We start from the raw sequence: 17,509 nt of genomic DNA on the forward strand, positions 1-17,509 counted from the left end.
ACTCTCGCCCGCATCGGAGATCGCGATGATCACTCTGATGGACCAGTCGTCGGCGTTGCGTCGCGAAGGCCGGACGGCTTGGCGGAATGATCATGGCCGCCGGTGTTGTCGTGCCGATCGACGCGGGGCCGCGATCAGGCGGTCCACTGCGGCGTGGACCTGCCCGGCGATCCCCGATGGGCCGACGGTGCGGTCGGTCCTGCCAGCCGCCCACCGGGCCGGTTGAGATCACGTGTTGACCAACGAGCCCGGGTGCGCCGGGACAGGGTCATACGATCCTCGGATGGATGTCAGCCGGAATGCCCGGTCGGCGAAGCAAACCGAGACCAGAGCGTGGTCGTCGATCGGGCGGGGGCCGTCGACGACAGCGCGGAAGAGGACTAGGGGGCATCAGTGAGTGCGGGGCGTGCGGTAGGTCTGCTGCTGGGGGTGGCCGCGGATGCGGCGTTCGGCGACCCACGACGAGGGCACCCGGTCGCGGGTTTCGGGCGGGTGGCCACGGCGGTCGAACACCGGATCTATCGGGACCATCGCGCGGCGGGAGCGGCCTTCACCGGACTCCTCGTCGGCGGCGGGGTGGCGGTGGGTCTGGCCGCCCAGCGCCTCGCCCGGGTGAGCCCGATCGCCGAGGCGGCCACCACCGCGTTGGCGACCTGGATGGTCCTCGGCGGCGCGTCGCTGGCCGAGGAGGGCACCACGATGGCCAGGGCACTGGACTCCGGCGAGATCGACGAGGCCCGTGAGTCGCTGCCCCGGCTCTGTGGGCGCAATCCGGGTTCGCTGGACGGACCCGGTCTGGCCCGCGCCTCCGTGGAGTCCATCGCCGAGAACACCTCGGACGCGGTCGTCGCGCCGCTGCTGTGGGGCGCCGTCGCCGGGGTACCCGGCCTGCTGGGCTACCGCGCCGTGAACACCCTCGACGCGATGGTCGGCCACCGCTCGCCGCGCTACCGCCAGTTCGGCTGGGCGTCGGCTCGACTAGACGACCTGGCCAACCTGGTGCCCTCGCGGGCCACCGCGATGTTGACCAGCCTGTGTGCCCCGGTCGTCGGCGGTTCCGCCCAGGGTGCCTGGCGGACGTGGCGCCGAGACGCCGCAGCGCATCCCAGCCCGAACGCCGGCCAGGTCGAGGCGGCCTTCGCGGGTGCGCTGGAGGTGCGACTGGGCGGTCGGACCGTCTATCACCACGGCACCGAGGAACGGCCGATGCTCGGCGACGGGCGTACCCCCGACGCGGGAGACGTCACCAGGGGAGTCGAGCTCTCCAGGGTGATCGGCGCCGTCGCGGGCGTCGTCTCAGCGGCGGCCGCCGTAGCGATCGGCCAGCGTGTCGGTCGAGGATCGCGTCGTCGTCGGCTGCTCCGCAACGGCGGCACGCAAGGCTGACCTGGTCGATTGGCGCGGGGGCCTCGGCTCGGCGACAGCGTCGTCGGTGGGCGTCGGAGCCCCGTCCTCCCCGGTGGCAGGCTTCGGGTGCGCCTCCCGCCAGATGTAGAAGATCAGCGCACCCACCGCCATCACCGCGAAGGCGACCCACTGGAGTCCGTAGGCGAGGTTCTGCCCGGACTGCACTCGCGGCAGCGGCAGCGCCTCCAGCCCGCCCGGTTGATCAGCGGCCAGCTGCAGATAGCCGGGCCGGATGGTGAGGCCCACTGCCTCGCCGACGGTGCCGGAGTTGATCGCATACACCTGTTGGACGCCGTCCTGCTCGAATGCCGACCGCTGTTGCGTGTCGTTCTCGTCGCGGCGGACGCGGGCGACGAGGTCGGTCTGCTCCGAGGGCGCGGCCGCGTAGTCCGGTACCGCACCGTCCTCGTCCGGCCGGACGAATCCGCGGTTCACCAGGACCGTCGTGCCATCGGTCAGTTCGAACGGGGTCAGCACCTCGTAGGCGGGCTCGCCCTGCACTGAGCGCAGCCGCGCGACGGTCTCGCTCGCGGGCAGATAGCGGCCATCGAGCGTGACCTGCTGCCAGACTGCGTCATCGGCGGGAGCCTCGTCCGGGGACAGCACGGTGTCCAGGGCCACCGGGTCGCTGTGCTGCGAACGCTCCACCGCCTCGTTCTGGGCGAGTTTGTCGGTGTGGCGGCCGAGTTGCCACGGGGAGAGCAGGAACACGGAGATGGCTGCGAACACCAGGACGGCGACGGTCATGGTGATCCATCCCGGCCGCAGCAGGAACCGGTAGCGCACCCACTTACCGTACGTCACGGTGTTCGGCCACCTGCGAGGCTCCCGACCTGGGAGGACGACGGAAGCCGGCTCCGCCTGCGGGCGTGCCGCGAAGCGGAGCCCCTGCGGCCCCGCCTCAAGGCCGCCGCTGCGTGGAAAATCGATCGCCACCGGCCATCCGGGCTACCTACCGTGTCGGCATGAGCGAGCCCGACAACGTCGACCCCCGGCAGCGGGTCGCCGACCTGTGCCGCCAGGAGGCCGCCGGACGCAGGCTCCGATTCGTCTTCTTCTGGGGCGAGCGAGGGCGTGGGGACGGCAGCGTCGGCGCGGAGTGCCTCAGCCAGTGGTGGTGCGCCCGGTTCGAGGTGGCCGGGCGTGCCTATCGCAGCGCCGAGCACTACATGATGGAGCGCAAGGCCCGGCTCTTCGGCGACGACGACACCGCCGAGCGCATCCTTGCCTCGGGCCATCCCGGCGCGGCCAAACAACTCGGCCGCCAGGTGCGCGGCTTCGATCCCGACCGGTGGGCGGCGCATCGCGAGCAGATCGTCGTCGAGGGCAATCTCGCGAAGTTCACCGCGCATCCGAAGGCTGCCGATTTCCTGCTCGGCACCGGCAGCCGGATCCTGGTCGAGGCCAGCCCGCTGGACCGGATCTGGGGCGTCGGCCTGTCCGTCCGCGAGGACGGGGTCTCGCGTCCATCGCGGTGGCGTGGCCTCAACCTGCTGGGGTTCGCGCTCATGGAGGTGCGGTCCCGGCTCGCCGCCCGATGAGTAGGCGCCCGCCGGGGCGCGCGAGGCGAAGTCGCTGCGGGAATCGCCTCGGCCGATGCCTAGACTCGCGCCGGTGAGCAGCGAAGATCCCGAAACCGACCATGCGTCCGGCGTCGTCTCGACGTCGCAGGCCGGGTCCGGCGCCGGGGAACTCGCCGCGCTGCGACATCACGGCGACGTCGAGGCGACTGCGGGACTGCTCGACTTCGCCGTCAACGTCCGGCTCGACCGACCCCCGGCGTGGCTGCGTACGCGGCTGGCCGAGGCACTGACCGACCTCGGGCGGTATCCCTCGGCGGCCGACGACCACGCCACTCGCAGCGCCGTCGCCGCTCGGCACGGCAGGCACCCCTCGCAGGTCCTGGTGCTGAACGGCGCCGCTGAGTGCTTCGCGTTGCTGCCTGATCTGCGGCCTCGGCATGCCGCGCTGGTGCATCCGTCCTTCACCGAGCCGGAGCTGGCCCTGGTCCAAGCGGGGGTGCCGGTCACCAGGGTCGTGCTCGATGCCGCCGATGGCTTTCGGTTACGGCAGGCGGCCGTGCCCTCGGACGCCGATCTCGTGGTGCTGGGCAACCCGACCAATCCGACCTCCGTGCTGCATCCGGCCGCCACGATCCGATCCCTGGCGCGCCCGGGGCGCACGCTGGTGGTCGACGAGGCATTCATCGATGCGGTGCCGGGCGAAGCCGAGTCGCTGGCATCCGAACGAGGTATCCCCGGGCTGTTGGTGGTCCGCAGCCTCACCAAGACCTGGGCGCTGCCCGGCCTGCGCGCGGGGTACGTATTGGGCGATGCCGAGTTGTTGGCTCGACTGGCGGTTCGGCGGCCGCACTGGCCGGTGAGCAGCCTGGTGCAGGTCGCGGTCCGGGCCTGCTGCGAGCCCGACGCGCTGGCCGAGGCCGACGCGGCGGCCAGCGCCCTGGTCGGCAGGCGGCGGGCGATGATCGAGGAATTGACGACCGCCGCTCCGACGCTGCGGGTTCATGGACCGGCTTCGGCGCCGTTCCTGCTTCTGGAGGCGGCTGCGGGCACCGGTTCCCGCTTGCGACAGGGCCTGCGCGACCGGGGAATCGCGGTCCGTCGGTGCGATACCTTTCCCGGATTGACCGACGATCATCTTCGTGTTGCGGTGCGGTCCGCCGAATACACGCGCCCGTTGTGCGCGGCGCTGGCCGAGCTGTGCCGCGAGGCAGAGTGTGAGAGAAGGGCCCAGTCGTGAGTCACACCGTGGCCGATGTCATCAAGGCCTTGGAATTGGCCTACCCGCCGGAGTACGCCGAGGACTGGGATGCCATCGGTCTGGTCTGCGGCGACCCGGCCGCCACCGTCGAGCGGGTGCTGATCTGCGTCGATCCGACCGAGGAAACGGTGTCGGAGGCACTGGAGCGCGGGGTTCAGTTGATCATCGCGCACCATCCGCTGATGTTGCGTGGGGTGCACGGGGTGCCCGCCGATCAACCCAAGGGCAGGCTGATCCATCGGCTGTTGCTCGGCGGATGCGCGTTGTACTGCGCCCACACCAACGCCGATATCGCGGTACCCGGGGTCTCCGATGCGCTGGCCGAGACGATCGGGCTGCGGGTGCGCTCTGCGTTGCGTCCGCATCCGACCGCGACCGACGCGACCCCGCTGCTGGGCTCCGGTCGAGTCGGTGAGCTGCCGGAGACCGAGCCCTTCTCGCGTTTCGTTCGGCGGGTCGCCGACGCGCTGCCCGCCACGAGCTGGGGCGTTCGCGGCTCGGGAGATCCGGACCGGCCGATCCGGACCGTCGCGGTCTGCGGGGGTGCGGGCGACAGCTACCTGGGTGCGGCCGTCGCACTCGGCGTGGACGCCTATGTCACCGGCGATCTGCGGCATCACCCGGCCGCCGAGCACGGCGCACTGGCGACCGTTCCCGGTGGGCGGGCGCCAGCGTTGGTCGACATCGCGCACTGGGCAGGCGAGTGGCCGTGGTGTGCGCAGGCGGCCCGGGTCGTCCGCGCGGCGACGCAGAGTACCGTCGAAGCTCACGTCTCGCAGCGTCGGACCGACCCGTGGAACCTGCACGAGTCGAGCACCAGCCCGCGACCCTGACCGTTCACCGCGCCCAACACCTGGAGGACGCCCGCGTGAAAGCCGATCCCGCCACCCAGCGCAGGCTGCTCGATCTTGCCGATGTCGACACCGAGTTGAACCGGGTCGCCTATAGCCGCACCAACCTGCCTGAACACGCCGAGATCGACGAATCCGAGACCACGATGCGTGCCAAGCAGGACGCCCAGGTGGTCGCCGAGACCGCCCTGAGCGACCTTCGTCGTGAGCTCGGCCGCCAGGAGAAGGAGATCGACCAGGTCCGCGCCAGAGGCAAGCGGGACCGCGAGCTGTTGGACGCCGGAACCGTGGGCGCCCGGCAGGTCACCGATCTACAGCACGAGCTCGAATCGCTGATCCGGCGGCAGACGACGTTGGAGGACGAGCTGCTGGAGGTGATGGAGCGCACCGAGGCCGCCGAGGCCGATGTGCGGTTCGCCGAGGCAGACCTGGCGGGCACCCGCGAGCAGCTGGAGCAGATCGTCCGTCGCCGCGACGAGGCGCTGGCGGACCTGGGCACCCAGGAGACCCGGCACGCCGAGCGCCGCGCGAAGCTGGTCGAGGGTCTGCCCGCCGACCTCCTCGCGCTCTACGAGCGGGTTCGCGCGCAGCGGGGCAATGGCGCCGCGTTGCTGCGGGCCCGCCGCTGCGGGGCCTGTCGTCTGGAGCTGGACCGGGTCACCGTCAGCAAGCTCAAGGCCGCCGATCCCAGCGAGGTCGCGCGCTGCGACGAGTGCGGCGTGATCCTGGTACGAACCTCGGAGTCGGGTCTGTGACCTACGCCGGTCTGCTCGTCGAGGCCGACGGTGGTTCCCGTGGGAATCCCGGGCCCGCCGGTTTCGGCGCGGTGGTCAAGGACGCGGCCACCGGCGCGGTGCTGGCCGAACGGTCTGGCGGTCTCGGCGTCGCCACCAACAACGTCGCCGAGTACCGGGGGTTGATCGCGGGCCTGCGGGCGGCCTCGGAGCTCGGTGCGCGATCGGTCGAGGTGCGGTTGGACTCGAAGCTGGTCGTGGAGCAGATGTCCGGCCGCTGGAAGATCCGGCACCCCGAGCTCCGACCGCTCGCCGAGGAGGCCGGGACGCTGGCCAGGGCCTTCGATTCCGTTCGGTACGAGTGGATGTCCAGGGCGGACAACGCACACGCGGATCGGTTGGCCAACCAGGCGATGGACGAGCAGCAGGCCGGTGCGGGGCTCGATGCGCCCACGGGCGGGGTCGTCGACGAGGTGCCCGCCGAGGCCTCGGCGGCGAACCGGATCCGGCCCACCGGTTGGAGCGGTGCCAGCGGCATCCCCACCAAGCTGTTGTTGGTCCGGCATGGTCAGACCGCGTTGTCGGTGGAGCGGCGCTACTCCGGTCGGGGCGATGTCGAGCTCACCGAGTTCGGGGCCGCGCAGGCTGCGGCGGTGGCGCGTCGGATCGCGACGATGGACGGGGTGGACGCGAGCACCCCGGTGGTGACCTCGCCGCTGACCAGGACCCGACAGACCGCCGCCGCGATCACCGGGGCCCTGTCGGCACCGGAGCCCGTGGTGCATTCAGGACTCATCGAGACCGACTTCGGCGAGTGGGAGCGATTGACCTTCGCCGAGGCCGCCGAGCGGGATCCCGAGACACACGGCAGGTGGCTGAGCGACACCTCGGTGCCGCCGCCCGGCGGCGAGAGCTTCGACGAGGTGCACGAGCGGGTGCGGCGGACCCGCGACGACTTGATCGACACCTATGGCACCAGCACGGTGATCGTGGTCAGCCATGTGACGCCGATCAAGGAGTTGCTGCGGTCGGCGCTGGACGTCGGGCCGTCGCTGCTCTTCCGGCTGCATCTCGACCTGGCCTCGCTCTCGATCGCCGAGTTCTATCCGGACGGCAACGCGTCGGTTCGGCTGGTCAACGACATCTCGCACCTCGGTTGAGCCCGCGCCGGTCGGCCGCCGGTGCGGTGACCGGGGTGGCCAGCCGGAAGAGCGCCGAGTCCGACGACTAGGATGGTTGGCTGGACGAGCCGGCCGGGCGGCCGCGTCGGGGGGAGACCCCCGCCGAGGAAAGTCCGGACTCCGCAGGGCAGGGTGGTTGCTAACGGCAACCCGGGGTGACCCGCGGGACAGTGCCACAGAAAACAGACCGCCTGGTCGCGCTTTGTGTGGCCAGGTAAGGGTGAAACGGTGGTGTAAGAGACCACCAGCGCCCCGGGTGACCGGGGCGGCTCGGTAAACCCCACCCGGAGCAAGGCCAAGAGGACATCGGAGACGGTGTCTGCGCGAGCGTTCGAGGGCTGCCCGCCCGATGCTCGCGGGTAGGCTGCTGGAGCCCGTCGGCAACGGCGGGTCTAGATGGATGGTCGCCGGTCGAGCCCGCTGCAAGGCGGTACTCGACGACAGAATCCGGCTTAGAGGCCGGCTCGTCCCCACTTCGCTCGCGGTGTCCGCGGCCCGCAGGAGCCCGGTCGGCCCGATATCACCCGTTCGAGTGATGCATGCAGGTCTGGCTATATGACCGCGTCGAGCCGGGTACGTCGAGGAGGCGAGCGCGGGCGCCTGGCCGCGCCCGATTCGGCTCATCGACCGGAAAACAGCGAGGTGTTGATCATGACTGCGGCGCATGTCGAGCATTCCAGCCACCAGCACGAGCACGGCGAAGGCTGCGGTCACGTCGCCGTCCCACACGGCGACCACACCGATTACGCCCACGACGGCCACCTGCACCGGGCGCACGACGGTCACTTCGACGAATGCGAGTCGGCGATGCACATCGAGCATGCCGCCCACCAGCATGAGCACGGCGAGAACTGCGGCCACGTCACGGTCCCGCACGGCGACCACGTCGACTACGTGCACGACGGTCACCGCCATGCCCTGCACGACGGACACGTCGACGAGCACTGACCCTCGGAGCGACGGCATCCGGCCGGTCGGCATCCCTCGATGCCGACCGGCCGGACTCGTCGCCGGGCCTGCCGCAGGCGAACGGGTGACAGGTGTCCGCCCGGAGCCGGCGCGTTGACGGCTCGACCTCGCCCCGACGAGAGCCGACGGGCCGGAATCCCGCGGCGGCTCGATACGCCGAGCGGGTGTTGCGCCGTTCGCCGAGAAAGATCGTCCGAAGAGACCAGCCCCGATTCCTCCCGGCCAATTCGGATGGCTCGGACGTTGCCGGGGAGCGGAATCCGCCTCGGCCCCGGCGAACGGCGGCCTCCGGGACGGAATCGATTCAACGGTCCGAGGAAAGAAGACCGACCGCGTACCGTTGCGGACCACTTCGCCCGGCCTGCGTGGGTCCTTCGTCGAGGCGGCACAGGGGCAACCGTTGTGAGGCCTGTGCCTGTCGGGCAATCGACGGACAGAAGGCTCGATGCGCGCACGCGATCGCGGCGCCCTCGGCGTCGTCATGGCGACGAGCTGGCCCGTTGATGGGCGCAAGCCGCTATCGACGTCGATGGTGGGAATCGCGATGGAGCGGGCACGGGAATGCTCGAGGTCCGACTTGCGAGTCGCCCGGCACGGTGTTGCAGTGCTGATCGACGTCGCTTCCTATTCGGCGACGGCTCGGACAACAGAGGGAGTCGGCCATGCGGGAAACCGAGATTCTCGAACGAATCCGTGAATTGGTCGATGAGGAGCATGCACTTCGACACGAACGCGAATCGGGCCGGGTCGATAGGCAGGCCGAGACCGAACGACTTAATCAGGTGGAATCGGCATTGGATCAATGCTGGGATCTGTTGCGTCGGCGGCGGGTGCAGGCCGATGCCGGGGCGGACCCGGACGACGTCGTGCCGCGCGACCCGGCGGAAGTACAGCGGTACCAACAGTGACCGAAGGCTGACCGGTGGCGGCGAGATCGCTCTCGGTAGCCTTAGGCGCCTGCGTCGGAGATGATCCGCTTGGTCGCCGAGGCGCCGTCACCGACATCCGCAGAGGTTCATTCTGTTCCCGCCGATCAGGTTCGCGCAGTTCAGCGCAATGCTCCCCGCCCCCACTCGTCGTCGAGTCGACTCCGACGAGTCGGCACCCCCCGGTGTGCTGTCACAGTGTGAGATGCGCTGGCGGCAATGCCTCGTTGTGGAACCGAAGGCAAACCCACAACGGTTGACGATCACTCGGAGTAGTTGCAGCGGGCGCAAGCGGGTGAACCTGCTCGGCAGTTGGGAGAAACAGGGTGCGGCTATTCACGGCTCCGGAGTTCGCCATGATGATGGTGGGCGCCGGAGAAGACGAAGAAGAGTGCGAAGGGACCGTTCTTGCATCGAGACCTGGCACTCTGGTCAGTGCACCTTGCCCGCGAGGCATGCTGTACTCGAAGGTGCCCCAAGGGGCCGAAGCATCCCGCTCCGGCCCGATGACCACGCTCCTCATCCCCGGGAGTAAGCGATGACCGCGACGGCTCTGAACATCTTGGCGGAGGACGCCCTCGGCACCTCGGGCATCCAGGACTGGATGATCGACAACGTCCTACCCCTTCTGCTGCTGACCGTGGCGATCCTGCTGCTGTGGCTCGGTGCGGGCCGAGGTGACAACGCAGGCGTGATGCGCCGTGTCGGCGGGATCTTCATCGCGCTGGCGGTGATCGGTCTCGCGGTGACGGGCGGCGGCGTCAACATCGGTACCTGGCTGGCCAGTTTGTTCGGCGGCGGGTGAGCCGACGTGCGCATCCGTACCGATGACGAGGTCTATCGGGTCGATGCCGTCTGGCTCGGTCCGCCCAAGGCCACCTTCCCGTGGCGGGCTCGGTACGTCGCCTGGGGCATCGGGGTCCTGGTCTTCCTCGTCGTGCTCACCGCCGAACGGCAGATGAACATCGGCTTCAACTTCTTCTCCACCGCGTGGGCCGTGGTCATCACGGTGGCGCTCACCACGTTCATCTGCTCCCGGATCAGCCACGAGCGTCCCTTCGCCGCCGTGCTGTCGATGTGGGCGCGTGAACTGAACACCCCCCGACAGAACAACTCTGCCCGGGGCGGCGCCGCCAGCGCCGACCGGATTCGGATCCACAGTCAGCGTCCCCGGCCGGCGCGGTCCGCACGCGGCTCCGCCTCCCGCCGGCCGTCCCGTGGGTCCGATCGCAAGAGGAACAAGAACAAGGAGGTTCGCCGTGGCCGGGCGCCGAGGCGATAGGGAGCCGGAGTCGCGCAAGCGCTCCAAGGGCAACAAGTCAGGACGAGGCTCCTCGGCCGCCTCCCGGCGTTATACCGAGCCCTACGCCGCGGAACCCCGTGGTGGCAAGGCCGCCAAGAAGAAGCGGGATCGCAGGCTCCCCGGCGAGCAGTCGATCCCGAGCTACACGCCGTCGATCCTGGCTCGCAGCATCGACGGGCACCTGCTGCGCACCAGCCACGACGTGTACGCCTGGTACCGCCTGGCCCCGCAGCGCTGGTCCTTCCGCTCGGATGCCCAGCGTCAGGACCTGATCCACGCGATCGGCGGCCAGTACGCCGAACTCCAGGGCCGCTGGCTGCACCTGCGCGCCACCACCCGGCCCTATCCGATCCGGATGTGGGCCGAGGCGCACGTCCACAATGCCGTTCGCAGGCTGCCCGACAGCAAGGGCGCCATGACCTTCGACGACTACATGGTCGGCGAGCAGCAGCAGTTGATGGGCCGGTCGATGGCCGAGAAGGAGGTCTATCTCGGCGTCCAGGTCCAGACCCGCAACGTGATGGACCGGGCCGTGGAGCGCGCCGCGCCGCTGCTGCGCCGCATCCTGCCCGAGGCCGTCGACGCCGAACTCCTCGCGCTGGACAGCGAGATCGAGCACCTCGACCAGGTGATGGGCTCCTCCGGGCTGGAGGGACGGCCGGTCACCGCGGACGAGATGTCCTGGCTGATGCACCGGTCGTGTTCGCTGGGCCTGCCTTCGCCGCGCAACATGCCCGCGGTGCCCTCCGACACCTGGGAGCCGGAGGACCTCGCGTCGTTCACCGACGCCGCCGACCTCCACCAGGACCCCTACGCGCCGACCGTGACCGTCCGGGGCCGCACCGGTTCCAACGCGGGCATGACCCGCCACGTCGCCGTGCTGACCGTCGGCATGATGCACGGACTGCGCATCCCCGAGGTCGACGATCCCTGGATGCAGCGAGCCGACCGGCTGCCCGCCCCGGTGGAGTGGTCGGCCCGGATCTACGTGCGGCGCCCGGAGGAGGTCGCGGGCGAGCTGCAACGGCAGATGAACAAGGTGCGTTCCCAGGTGCGGCACTACACCGACGAGCACGAGCTGGAGCCACCCCAGTCGTTGTCCCGGCAGGCGGGCCGAGTGCTGGAGATCGACGACGAGATGACCACCGGCTTCACCGCACTGGCCACCAGGGTGCGCTCGTGGTGGCGGCTGGCGGTGGCGGGCTCCACCGAGCGCGAGGCCCTCCGATTGGCCCAGCAGATGTTGGAGCTGTACAAGCCGAAGGTCGCGATCGAGCATCCCGAGGCGCAGTACGCGATGGCGCGGGAGTTCATTCCCGGCGAGCCGCTGACCTCCGGGGCCTATCAACGACGCGGCTCGGTCGTCTGGGCCGCCTCGGCCGTGCCCGCGGCGACCGCCGACGTCGGCGACCGGCGCGGCATCCTGCTCGGCGAGACCTGCACCGCGACCCGCAGGCCGGTGGCCTGGGACCCGTGGATGGCGCAGGAGGTGCGCGACGCCTCCGGACTGACGGCCATGGTCGCGGGCCTGGGCGGCGGAAAGTCGTTCCTCGGCGGCGGCGTCGTCTACAAGACGCTGCGCTCGGGGGCGAACTGGACCCTGCTGGACCCGTCCGGCCCGCTGGCCGCGCTGTGCGAGCTGCCGGAGCTGCGGCCGTATGCCCGGCCGATCAACCTGCTCAATGCCGAACCGGGAATCCTCAACCCGTATCGGGTGGTCGCCGAACCACAGATCGAGCACTTCATGGACGAGGAGGACCCCGAGCGGGCCTGGCGCCGCGAGCGGGCCCTGTCGGCGGCGACCCGGCGACGCCTGGTGCTCGACGTCCTGACCGGTCTGTTGCCCTACGAGGTCTCGCGACTGGCCCAGACCAGGATCGTGTTGTTGCGTGCGGTACGCACCATCGGCGGCAGGCCCGATGCCCACCCCGGCATGGTGTTCGAGGCCCTGCGCCGCGATGCCAGCGAACATCACGAACACGCCGTGGTGGTCGCCGACTTCCTCGACGAGCTACGCGAACGGATGTCGCTGCTCATCCCGGAGCAGGACGCCGACCCGTACTCGCACCAACGCGACGACCGACTGACCGTGCTCACCATGGCAGGCCTGACGATGCCCAAGGACGGCATCGGCCGGGAGCACTGGACCGACGCCGAATCGCTCGGTGTCGAGCTGCTGAACCTGGCCGCCTGGCTGACCCAGCGGTCGATCTACGAACGGCCCAAGGACGAGCGCAAGGGCGTCTGGATCGACGAGGCGTTCTTCCTCTCCGAGGTGCCGACCGGTCGGGTGCTGATGAACCGGTTCGCTCGCGACTCCCGGAAGTGGAACGTCCGGGTACTGCTCTCCAGCCAGGTGCCCGGCGACTTCCTCAAGATGCAGGGCTTCGTGTCCCTGCTCGACTCGGTGTTCATCGGCCGGATCGACGACGAGGACGCTCAGGCCGATGCCCTGCGGCTGCTCAAGGTCCCGGTCGGGGCCGGTTACGAGCAGGTGGTCGCCAGCCTGGGACGCAGGCCGACCGGTCATCGGGCCTCCACCGAGCGCGACATGGCGCCGAGGCAGTTCATCTTCGGCGATGGCGCGGGCGGTGTGGAACGCATCCGCATCGACTTCTCCGGACCGCACCTGGCGCATCTGCGGTCCGCTTTGGACACCACGCCGACCGGTGCCGCCGATCCTCGTCAGAGCATGGCCAGAGGCGGCATCCCCAGGGAACTGCCCACCCCGTCGGCCGCGACCGCCGGGGTCTACGAGGAGATCGGGCTGGACCCGATCCTCGACGCCGACCTCGAACCCAGGGAACTGGACGAGGTGGGTGCCAACGGCCGAGCCAAGGGCAGCGACGGCGGCCTTGGCGGGGGCAGGGACGACACGGCATGATCACGCTGCTGCTGGTTCTCGGGATCTCGCTGCTGACGGTGGCGGGATTCCGAGCGCTGCGGCGTCGCTCGGCCCGAGCGGCAGCAGGCGGCCTCGGGTCGGTTCCGCCCGGCAGGCGCAACCGTCGCCGAGCGTTGGTCCTGGTGGTCGCGGTGCTCGGCGCGCAGGTCATCCTGGGCTCACCGGCGACGGGGCAGGCCGAGGACGGCTGTCGGGTGGCTCCCAACCCGGAGCGACCCGGTTCGGGGATGGTCGGCGTGCTGGACCCGGCCCGGATCGGCACCGGCCAGCCGGGCACCGTGTACGACGAGGTCGGCTACGCCGGACTCGTCTGGCACACCTACGACCTGGGTTGCGGGCCGGAGGGCATGCGCAACCCGAACGCCCTGATCGACACCTGGGCGGGCAACCAGCTCTTCAACGTCGGCAAGACCCTGGTCGGCGCGACCAACGGACTGCACTACGCCCTGTTGGGCGGCGAGCTGATGGGCCCGCTGGACGGGCTGATCACCACCGGGACCACCGCCCTCTACGACACCGTCTACACACCGCTGTTCGGCGTTCTGGCGATCATCCTGGGCATCCTGATGTTCCGGCAGATCTGGCGGGGCGACCTGGCCGGGATCAGTAAACGCGGCATGTGGGCGCTGGCGGCCATCTGGTTGGCGGCGGCGACCTATCTCACACCGCTGATCTATACCAACCTGCTCGACGACATCCTCATCACCGGAACCTCCGCCGTGCAGGCGGGCTTCCTGGACGAGGTGGACGTCGACGAGCGGAACGCGTTGCCCGAGCTGTTGCACCAGCGGGTCGTCTACGACAACTGGTTGCGTGGCGAGGTCGGGTCGCTGGAATCCCCGCAGGCCGACCTCGGCCGTGATCTGGTGCTCGCGCAGGCCTGGACCAAGGAAGAGGTCGACCAGGGGCTCGACGCGGAGTCACCGGAGGAGAAGCAGGCCGCGTTCCACGCGATCGCCGACCAGATGGGCGGCTCCTACGGTTACTTCCAGGGCGTCGACGGCAGCCGGATGGGCGCGGGGCTGTTGGCGACGGTGCAGGGCTTCGCCTATGCGTTGTTCCAGCTGTTGGCCAAGGCCGCGATCCTGCTCGCACAGGTGTTGCTGCGGGTCCTGATCCTCGCCGGACCGATCATCGGTCTGATCGCGATGATCCAACACGAGTTGCTGCGCCGGGTCGGTCGTGCCGTGGGCGCGGCCCTGCTCAACGTGGTGGTCGTCTCCGCGTTGGCAGGCGTGCACACCCTGATCCTGACCTGGTTGTTCAACCCGGCCAACGGACTGGAACTGCTGCCGCAGATGCTGTTGGCGATCCTGATCACCGTCGTGCTGTTCATGATCGTCAAACCGTTCCGACGAATGTGGCAGATGGTGGAGCTGTCGGCGGGGGCGGTCGGCGGCAGCCTGCCCAAGGGACCGCCGGGACTGTTCCGCAAGCGCCGCGAGAAGCAGCGCACGCCGCAGGACGACTTCTGGGATCAGGTCCGCGAATCCGAGGCCGACGACTCCGCCACCCCGACCCGCGGCAGGCAGCGGGTCCGGCCGGAGGCGGCCAACCCCGTCACGGCCGCCGCCGAACGGATGGATCGCGCAGGCGTGGCCAACTCGACCGCCATCGGCTCGGGCGAGAATCCGGAGGTCGCGTCCTCCTGGTCCGGTACCGCCGCCGCGTTGCCACCCGGCAGCTCGGCCGGTCGAGCCCGCGAGTCCACCACCGAGCGGGCCAGCACGATGGCAGGCGGCATGCCGCGCGGCAGTCGAGTGGTGGACACCTCGCCGGTGACCGGCGGAATGGACCGACGGGACGACGACGTGGTCGTCCTGCCGTCCCGGATCTCCCGGGAACGGGGACAGGCGGACCCGGCGAATCGGGTCGGGCCTGTGGCCGCGCCGCGCCGCGCGGAGATGGAGGTCGTGGCGGGTAGGCCCGTGTTCGTGGTGTACCGACCCTCTCGCGGGCTGGAAGTCCGGGAGAGCGGCGGCGATGTCCGATGAGTCAGTGAGGAGCGACCGTGCCGATTCGCACCAACCGAGGCAGGGCCGCGGTGTATCGCAGGCTCTGGGGCTGGCCGATGCGGTCGCCCAGACATCTCGTCGTCACCCTCGTGCTGTTCGTCCTGTTGGTCACCGGACTGGGCTACATCCTGCCGGAGCAGGAGGAATCGGCCGCGAGCCCGACGGACGAGACGTCGACGGTCGAGACCGACGCGTCGGCGGCCACGACGGGCCCGTCGGTGGAGGGTTCTGCGGAGTCCGGTGAACCGCAGCCGCCGACGTCCGACGAATGGGAGGACGCGGCGCCGCCGGACATCGAACTCACCGAGACCGATCTGCCCACGCCTCCCGAGGAGGACGGCATCGAGGTGGCCCGCGAGTGGGGTGCCGCCTGGCTGAGCTTCGATGAGACCGCCGACAGCGAGGAATGGCTGGCCCGACTCGAGCCCTTCACCACCGAGGAACGACTGGCCGTGATGAGTTCCGTCGACCCACAGAACATCCCGTTCGACGAGATCACCTCGGACCCCGAACTGGTGGACTCCGGCGACTCGACGATGACGGTTCTGCTGCCCACCGATGTCGAGCCACTCGAACTGATCCTCATCGTTCGCGAGGGCCAGTGGCGGGTGTCGGCCTACAACCAGGTGAGTGCCTGATGAGAAAGCTGCTTTTACTCGGGATCGTCGCGGTCCTCGGATTCGCGGGCTTCCTGGTCTACGGCGGTATCAACACCGTCGTCACCGGGTCGGTGGCCCACGCCGAGACCTACAGCTACTGCGTGCCGCAACACGGACTCTGGGGCGGTGCGGACGCCGACCTCGGGGAACGCGACGCCGCCACCCTCGACGACGAATCGCTGGACATCACCGGGCAGATCATCAGCATCGGCCAGCAGCGCGAGGAGTCGCCGAGGGCGTGGCAGATCGCCATCCAGGCAGGCAAGACGGAGTCGAATCTGCACAACCTGGACTACGGCGACCGCGACTCGCTCGGGATCTTCCAGATGCGGCCCTCGATGGGCTGGGGAACCCCGGAGCAGTTGCAGGACGTCGACTACCAGGTCAACAAGTTCTACGACGTGCTGTTGACGGTGCCCGGCTGGGAGGACATGCGGCCCGGCGACGCAGCGCAGGCCGTGGAACGGTCCGCCTTCCCGGATCGGTATCACCGCTGGGAGGCGATGGCGGTCTTCCTGATCGGCGAGCTTGGCGGAGTCACCGATATCAACGACTGCCAGGACCTGCCGCCCGCCGACGAGCGGGCCGCGTTGGCGATCGACTTCGCACTGGACCAGGTCGGCAAGCCCTATGTCTGGGGCGCCACCGGACCGGGCACCTTCGACTGCTCCGGTCTGACCCTGCGCGCCTGGGAGGCGGCGGGCGTCACGATCCCCCGAGTGTCTCAGGACCAGTTTCTCGGCGCGGGTGTGCCCGTTCCTCTTGACGAGGCTCGGCCAGGTGATTTGATCTTCTGGGGAGCCGGACGCAGTCCGCGATCGGTCGATCACGTCGCGTTGTACCTGGGCGACAACGAGGTGGTGCACGCCCCTCAGCCGGGAGACGTGGTCAAGCGGGCGCCGCTGTGGGACGGGGGCAAGTTGATCCCGACTGCGATCCGTCCGGGTCCGGCCACCCAGCTGACCTGACTTCACAGCACGACCCGAGGAGGGGCATGTTCTCGCCAGAGCCGATTCCCAGACACTCCGGTCCTCCGGCGTCGAGTTCTCCGCTGCGTGACTACCTGTCGGGTGCGCACGCCCATGGCCGGACGGGGGTGGACTCGGCGTATGCGGTGTTGCCGCGATCTCTGGTCGAGTCGATGCCGCTGCCCTGGCAGCAGCAACTCGTCCACCTGCTCGCGGAGTTCCACCAGGCGCACGGGCACCTGCCGTGGCCGGTGTACCGGGTGGTGCCCTCGCGAAGCGAGCGATTGATCGATCTCGACGAGGAGCAGCTCGCCGAGGTCGGGTGTCTGGTGGAGATCGACGCGGTCGGCGAACTGGTCTACCGGGAGCGCAACGGACGACGGATCGAGGATCCGGAGGATCGGACCGTCCTGGTGTCCTGTCTGGACCCGGTGATCCGCCAGCCCTCCAAGACGACGGGTTCGGCCTGAGGAATCGGATACCACGGAGATGGCGCCGTTCGTCGCTCCTGCGGGCAGGACGACGAACGGGTGGCCAAGCCCTCGCCTGAGCGCGTCGGCGGATGACATCGGCGGGCAGGCGTGCCAGGCTTTGCGCTGTGGTCGATCCCGCTGGTTGGTACTACTGCGTCAAGCACGGCAAGGTCGAACACGGTTCGGGGTGTCGATCCCTGGACCGGTTGGGCCCCTATCCCGATGCCGAGACGGCGTCGAACGCCTTGGCCATCGCCAAGGCCCGCACCGAACAGGCCGACGCCCAGGACCAGGCCTGGAAGGACGAGGACGAGGACGAGGACCGCTGATCCGTTCG

General features: G+C 69.7%; 17 protein-coding genes and 1 other RNA gene. 17 read left to right on the forward strand and 1 reads right to left on the reverse strand.

The window, feature by feature from the left end:
* The first annotated feature begins 393 nt into the window (after window positions 1-393).
* Entirely contained in the window at window positions 394-1,386 is a 993-nt protein-coding gene (locus BKA25_RS05125) for a cobalamin biosynthesis protein (RefSeq protein ID WP_069851711.1), read from the forward strand.
* Here the strand turns inward: BKA25_RS05125 and BKA25_RS05130 are convergent.
* Window positions 1,297-2,211, reverse strand: a complete 915-nt coding sequence (locus BKA25_RS05130; RefSeq protein ID WP_157421236.1) for an SURF1 family cytochrome oxidase biogenesis protein — start codon at window positions 2,209-2,211, stop codon at window positions 1,297-1,299. The genes BKA25_RS05125 and BKA25_RS05130 overlap by 90 nt on opposite strands.
* Before the next feature lie 161 nt (window positions 2,212-2,372).
* Between BKA25_RS05130 and ybiA the strand changes: the two genes are divergently transcribed.
* From ybiA to BKA25_RS05210, 16 genes are all read left to right on the forward strand, one after another.
* Window positions 2,373-2,948: a riboflavin biosynthesis intermediates N-glycosidase gene (ybiA, locus tag BKA25_RS05135; protein ID WP_069851708.1), complete on the forward strand. Its 576-nt coding sequence runs from the start codon at window positions 2,373-2,375 to the stop codon at window positions 2,946-2,948.
* Window positions 2,949-3,108: 160 nt separating this feature from the next.
* Window positions 3,109-4,167: an Rv2231c family histidinol phosphate aminotransferase CobC gene (gene cobC, locus BKA25_RS05140; RefSeq protein ID WP_069854009.1), complete on the forward strand. Its 1,059-nt coding sequence runs from the start codon at window positions 3,109-3,111 to the stop codon at window positions 4,165-4,167.
* Entirely contained in the window at window positions 4,164-5,021 is an 858-nt protein-coding gene (locus BKA25_RS05145) for a Nif3-like dinuclear metal center hexameric protein (protein ID WP_069851707.1), read from the forward strand. The genes cobC and BKA25_RS05145 overlap by 4 nt, the downstream gene beginning before the upstream one ends.
* 35 nt (window positions 5,022-5,056) lie before the next feature.
* On the forward strand, window positions 5,057-5,794 hold the full coding sequence (locus tag BKA25_RS05150; protein ID WP_069854008.1) for a zinc ribbon domain-containing protein: 738 nt from the start codon (window positions 5,057-5,059) through the stop codon (window positions 5,792-5,794).
* Window positions 5,795-5,805: 11 nt separating this feature from the next.
* On the forward strand, window positions 5,806-6,933 hold the full coding sequence (locus tag BKA25_RS05155) for a bifunctional RNase H/acid phosphatase (protein WP_069854007.1): 1,128 nt from the start codon (window positions 5,806-5,808) through the stop codon (window positions 6,931-6,933).
* An 85-nt stretch (window positions 6,934-7,018) separates the two neighbouring features.
* Window positions 7,019-7,425: RNase P RNA component class A (gene rnpB / locus BKA25_RS05160), an RNA gene on the forward strand.
* A gap of 180 nt (window positions 7,426-7,605) precedes the next feature.
* Window positions 7,606-7,902 (forward strand): hypothetical protein, encoded by a 297-nt coding sequence (locus tag BKA25_RS05165; protein WP_069854006.1) that lies wholly within the window; start codon window positions 7,606-7,608, stop codon window positions 7,900-7,902.
* Between the two features lie 683 nt (window positions 7,903-8,585).
* A complete protein-coding gene (locus BKA25_RS05170) occupies window positions 8,586-8,831 on the forward strand; it encodes a DUF2630 family protein (RefSeq protein WP_069851705.1) in 246 nt (81 codons plus the stop codon).
* A gap of 556 nt (window positions 8,832-9,387) precedes the next feature.
* Window positions 9,388-9,654, forward strand: a complete 267-nt coding sequence (locus BKA25_RS05175; protein WP_069851703.1) for a hypothetical protein — start codon at window positions 9,388-9,390, stop codon at window positions 9,652-9,654.
* 6 nt (window positions 9,655-9,660) lie between these two features.
* The gene (locus BKA25_RS05180) at window positions 9,661-10,131 is read left to right on the forward strand and encodes a hypothetical protein (RefSeq protein ID WP_069851701.1); all 471 of its coding nucleotides are present in this window, start codon (window positions 9,661-9,663) and stop codon (window positions 10,129-10,131) included.
* Window positions 10,109-13,036 carry an ATP-binding protein gene (locus BKA25_RS05185; protein ID WP_084643340.1) on the forward strand — a complete coding sequence of 976 codons (2,928 nt, stop codon included), beginning with the start codon at window positions 10,109-10,111 and terminating at the stop codon, window positions 13,034-13,036. Before BKA25_RS05180 ends, BKA25_RS05185 begins: the two co-directional genes overlap by 23 nt.
* Window positions 13,033-15,051, forward strand: a complete 2,019-nt coding sequence (locus BKA25_RS05190; RefSeq protein ID WP_221312319.1) for a hypothetical protein — start codon at window positions 13,033-13,035, stop codon at window positions 15,049-15,051. Before BKA25_RS05185 ends, BKA25_RS05190 begins: the two co-directional genes overlap by 4 nt.
* Before the next feature lie 17 nt (window positions 15,052-15,068).
* The gene (locus BKA25_RS05195; RefSeq protein ID WP_069851699.1) at window positions 15,069-15,710 is read left to right on the forward strand and encodes a hypothetical protein; all 642 of its coding nucleotides are present in this window, start codon (window positions 15,069-15,071) and stop codon (window positions 15,708-15,710) included.
* Complete coding sequence (locus BKA25_RS05200; RefSeq protein WP_069851697.1) at window positions 15,710-16,699, forward strand: C40 family peptidase; 990 nt, start codon at window positions 15,710-15,712, stop codon at window positions 16,697-16,699. Before BKA25_RS05195 ends, BKA25_RS05200 begins: the two co-directional genes overlap by 1 nt.
* 26 nt (window positions 16,700-16,725) lie before the next feature.
* On the forward strand, window positions 16,726-17,169 hold the full coding sequence (locus tag BKA25_RS05205; RefSeq protein WP_069851696.1) for a hypothetical protein: 444 nt from the start codon (window positions 16,726-16,728) through the stop codon (window positions 17,167-17,169).
* A gap of 128 nt (window positions 17,170-17,297) precedes the next feature.
* Window positions 17,298-17,501 carry a hypothetical protein gene (locus BKA25_RS05210; RefSeq protein ID WP_236750369.1) on the forward strand — a complete coding sequence of 68 codons (204 nt, stop codon included), beginning with the start codon at window positions 17,298-17,300 and terminating at the stop codon, window positions 17,499-17,501.
* The last annotated feature ends 8 nt before the right edge of the window (window positions 17,502-17,509 follow it).

It is taken from the genome of Actinoalloteichus hymeniacidonis (assembly GCF_014203365.1).
Taxonomy (GTDB): Bacteria; Actinomycetota; Actinomycetes; order Mycobacteriales; family Pseudonocardiaceae; genus Actinoalloteichus_A; species Actinoalloteichus_A hymeniacidonis.

What these genes read in the sequence shown, in the direction of transcription:
- BKA25_RS05165 (WP_069854006.1), top strand. Translation starts at nt 7,606, where the DNA reads ATGACTGCGGCGCATGTCGAGCATTCCAGCCACCAGCACGAGCACGGC.
- BKA25_RS05190 (WP_221312319.1), top strand. Translation starts at nt 13,033, where the DNA reads ATGATCACGCTGCTGCTGGTTCTCGGGATCTCGCTGCTGACGGTGGCG.
- ybiA (WP_069851708.1), top strand. Translation starts at nt 2,373, where the DNA reads ATGAGCGAGCCCGACAACGTCGACCCCCGGCAGCGGGTCGCCGACCTG.
- BKA25_RS05175 (WP_069851703.1), top strand. Translation starts at nt 9,388, where the DNA reads ATGACCGCGACGGCTCTGAACATCTTGGCGGAGGACGCCCTCGGCACC.
- BKA25_RS05200 (WP_069851697.1), top strand. Translation starts at nt 15,710, where the DNA reads ATGAGAAAGCTGCTTTTACTCGGGATCGTCGCGGTCCTCGGATTCGCG.
- BKA25_RS05170 (WP_069851705.1), top strand. Translation starts at nt 8,586, where the DNA reads ATGCGGGAAACCGAGATTCTCGAACGAATCCGTGAATTGGTCGATGAG.
- BKA25_RS05205 (WP_069851696.1), top strand. Translation starts at nt 16,726, where the DNA reads ATGTTCTCGCCAGAGCCGATTCCCAGACACTCCGGTCCTCCGGCGTCG.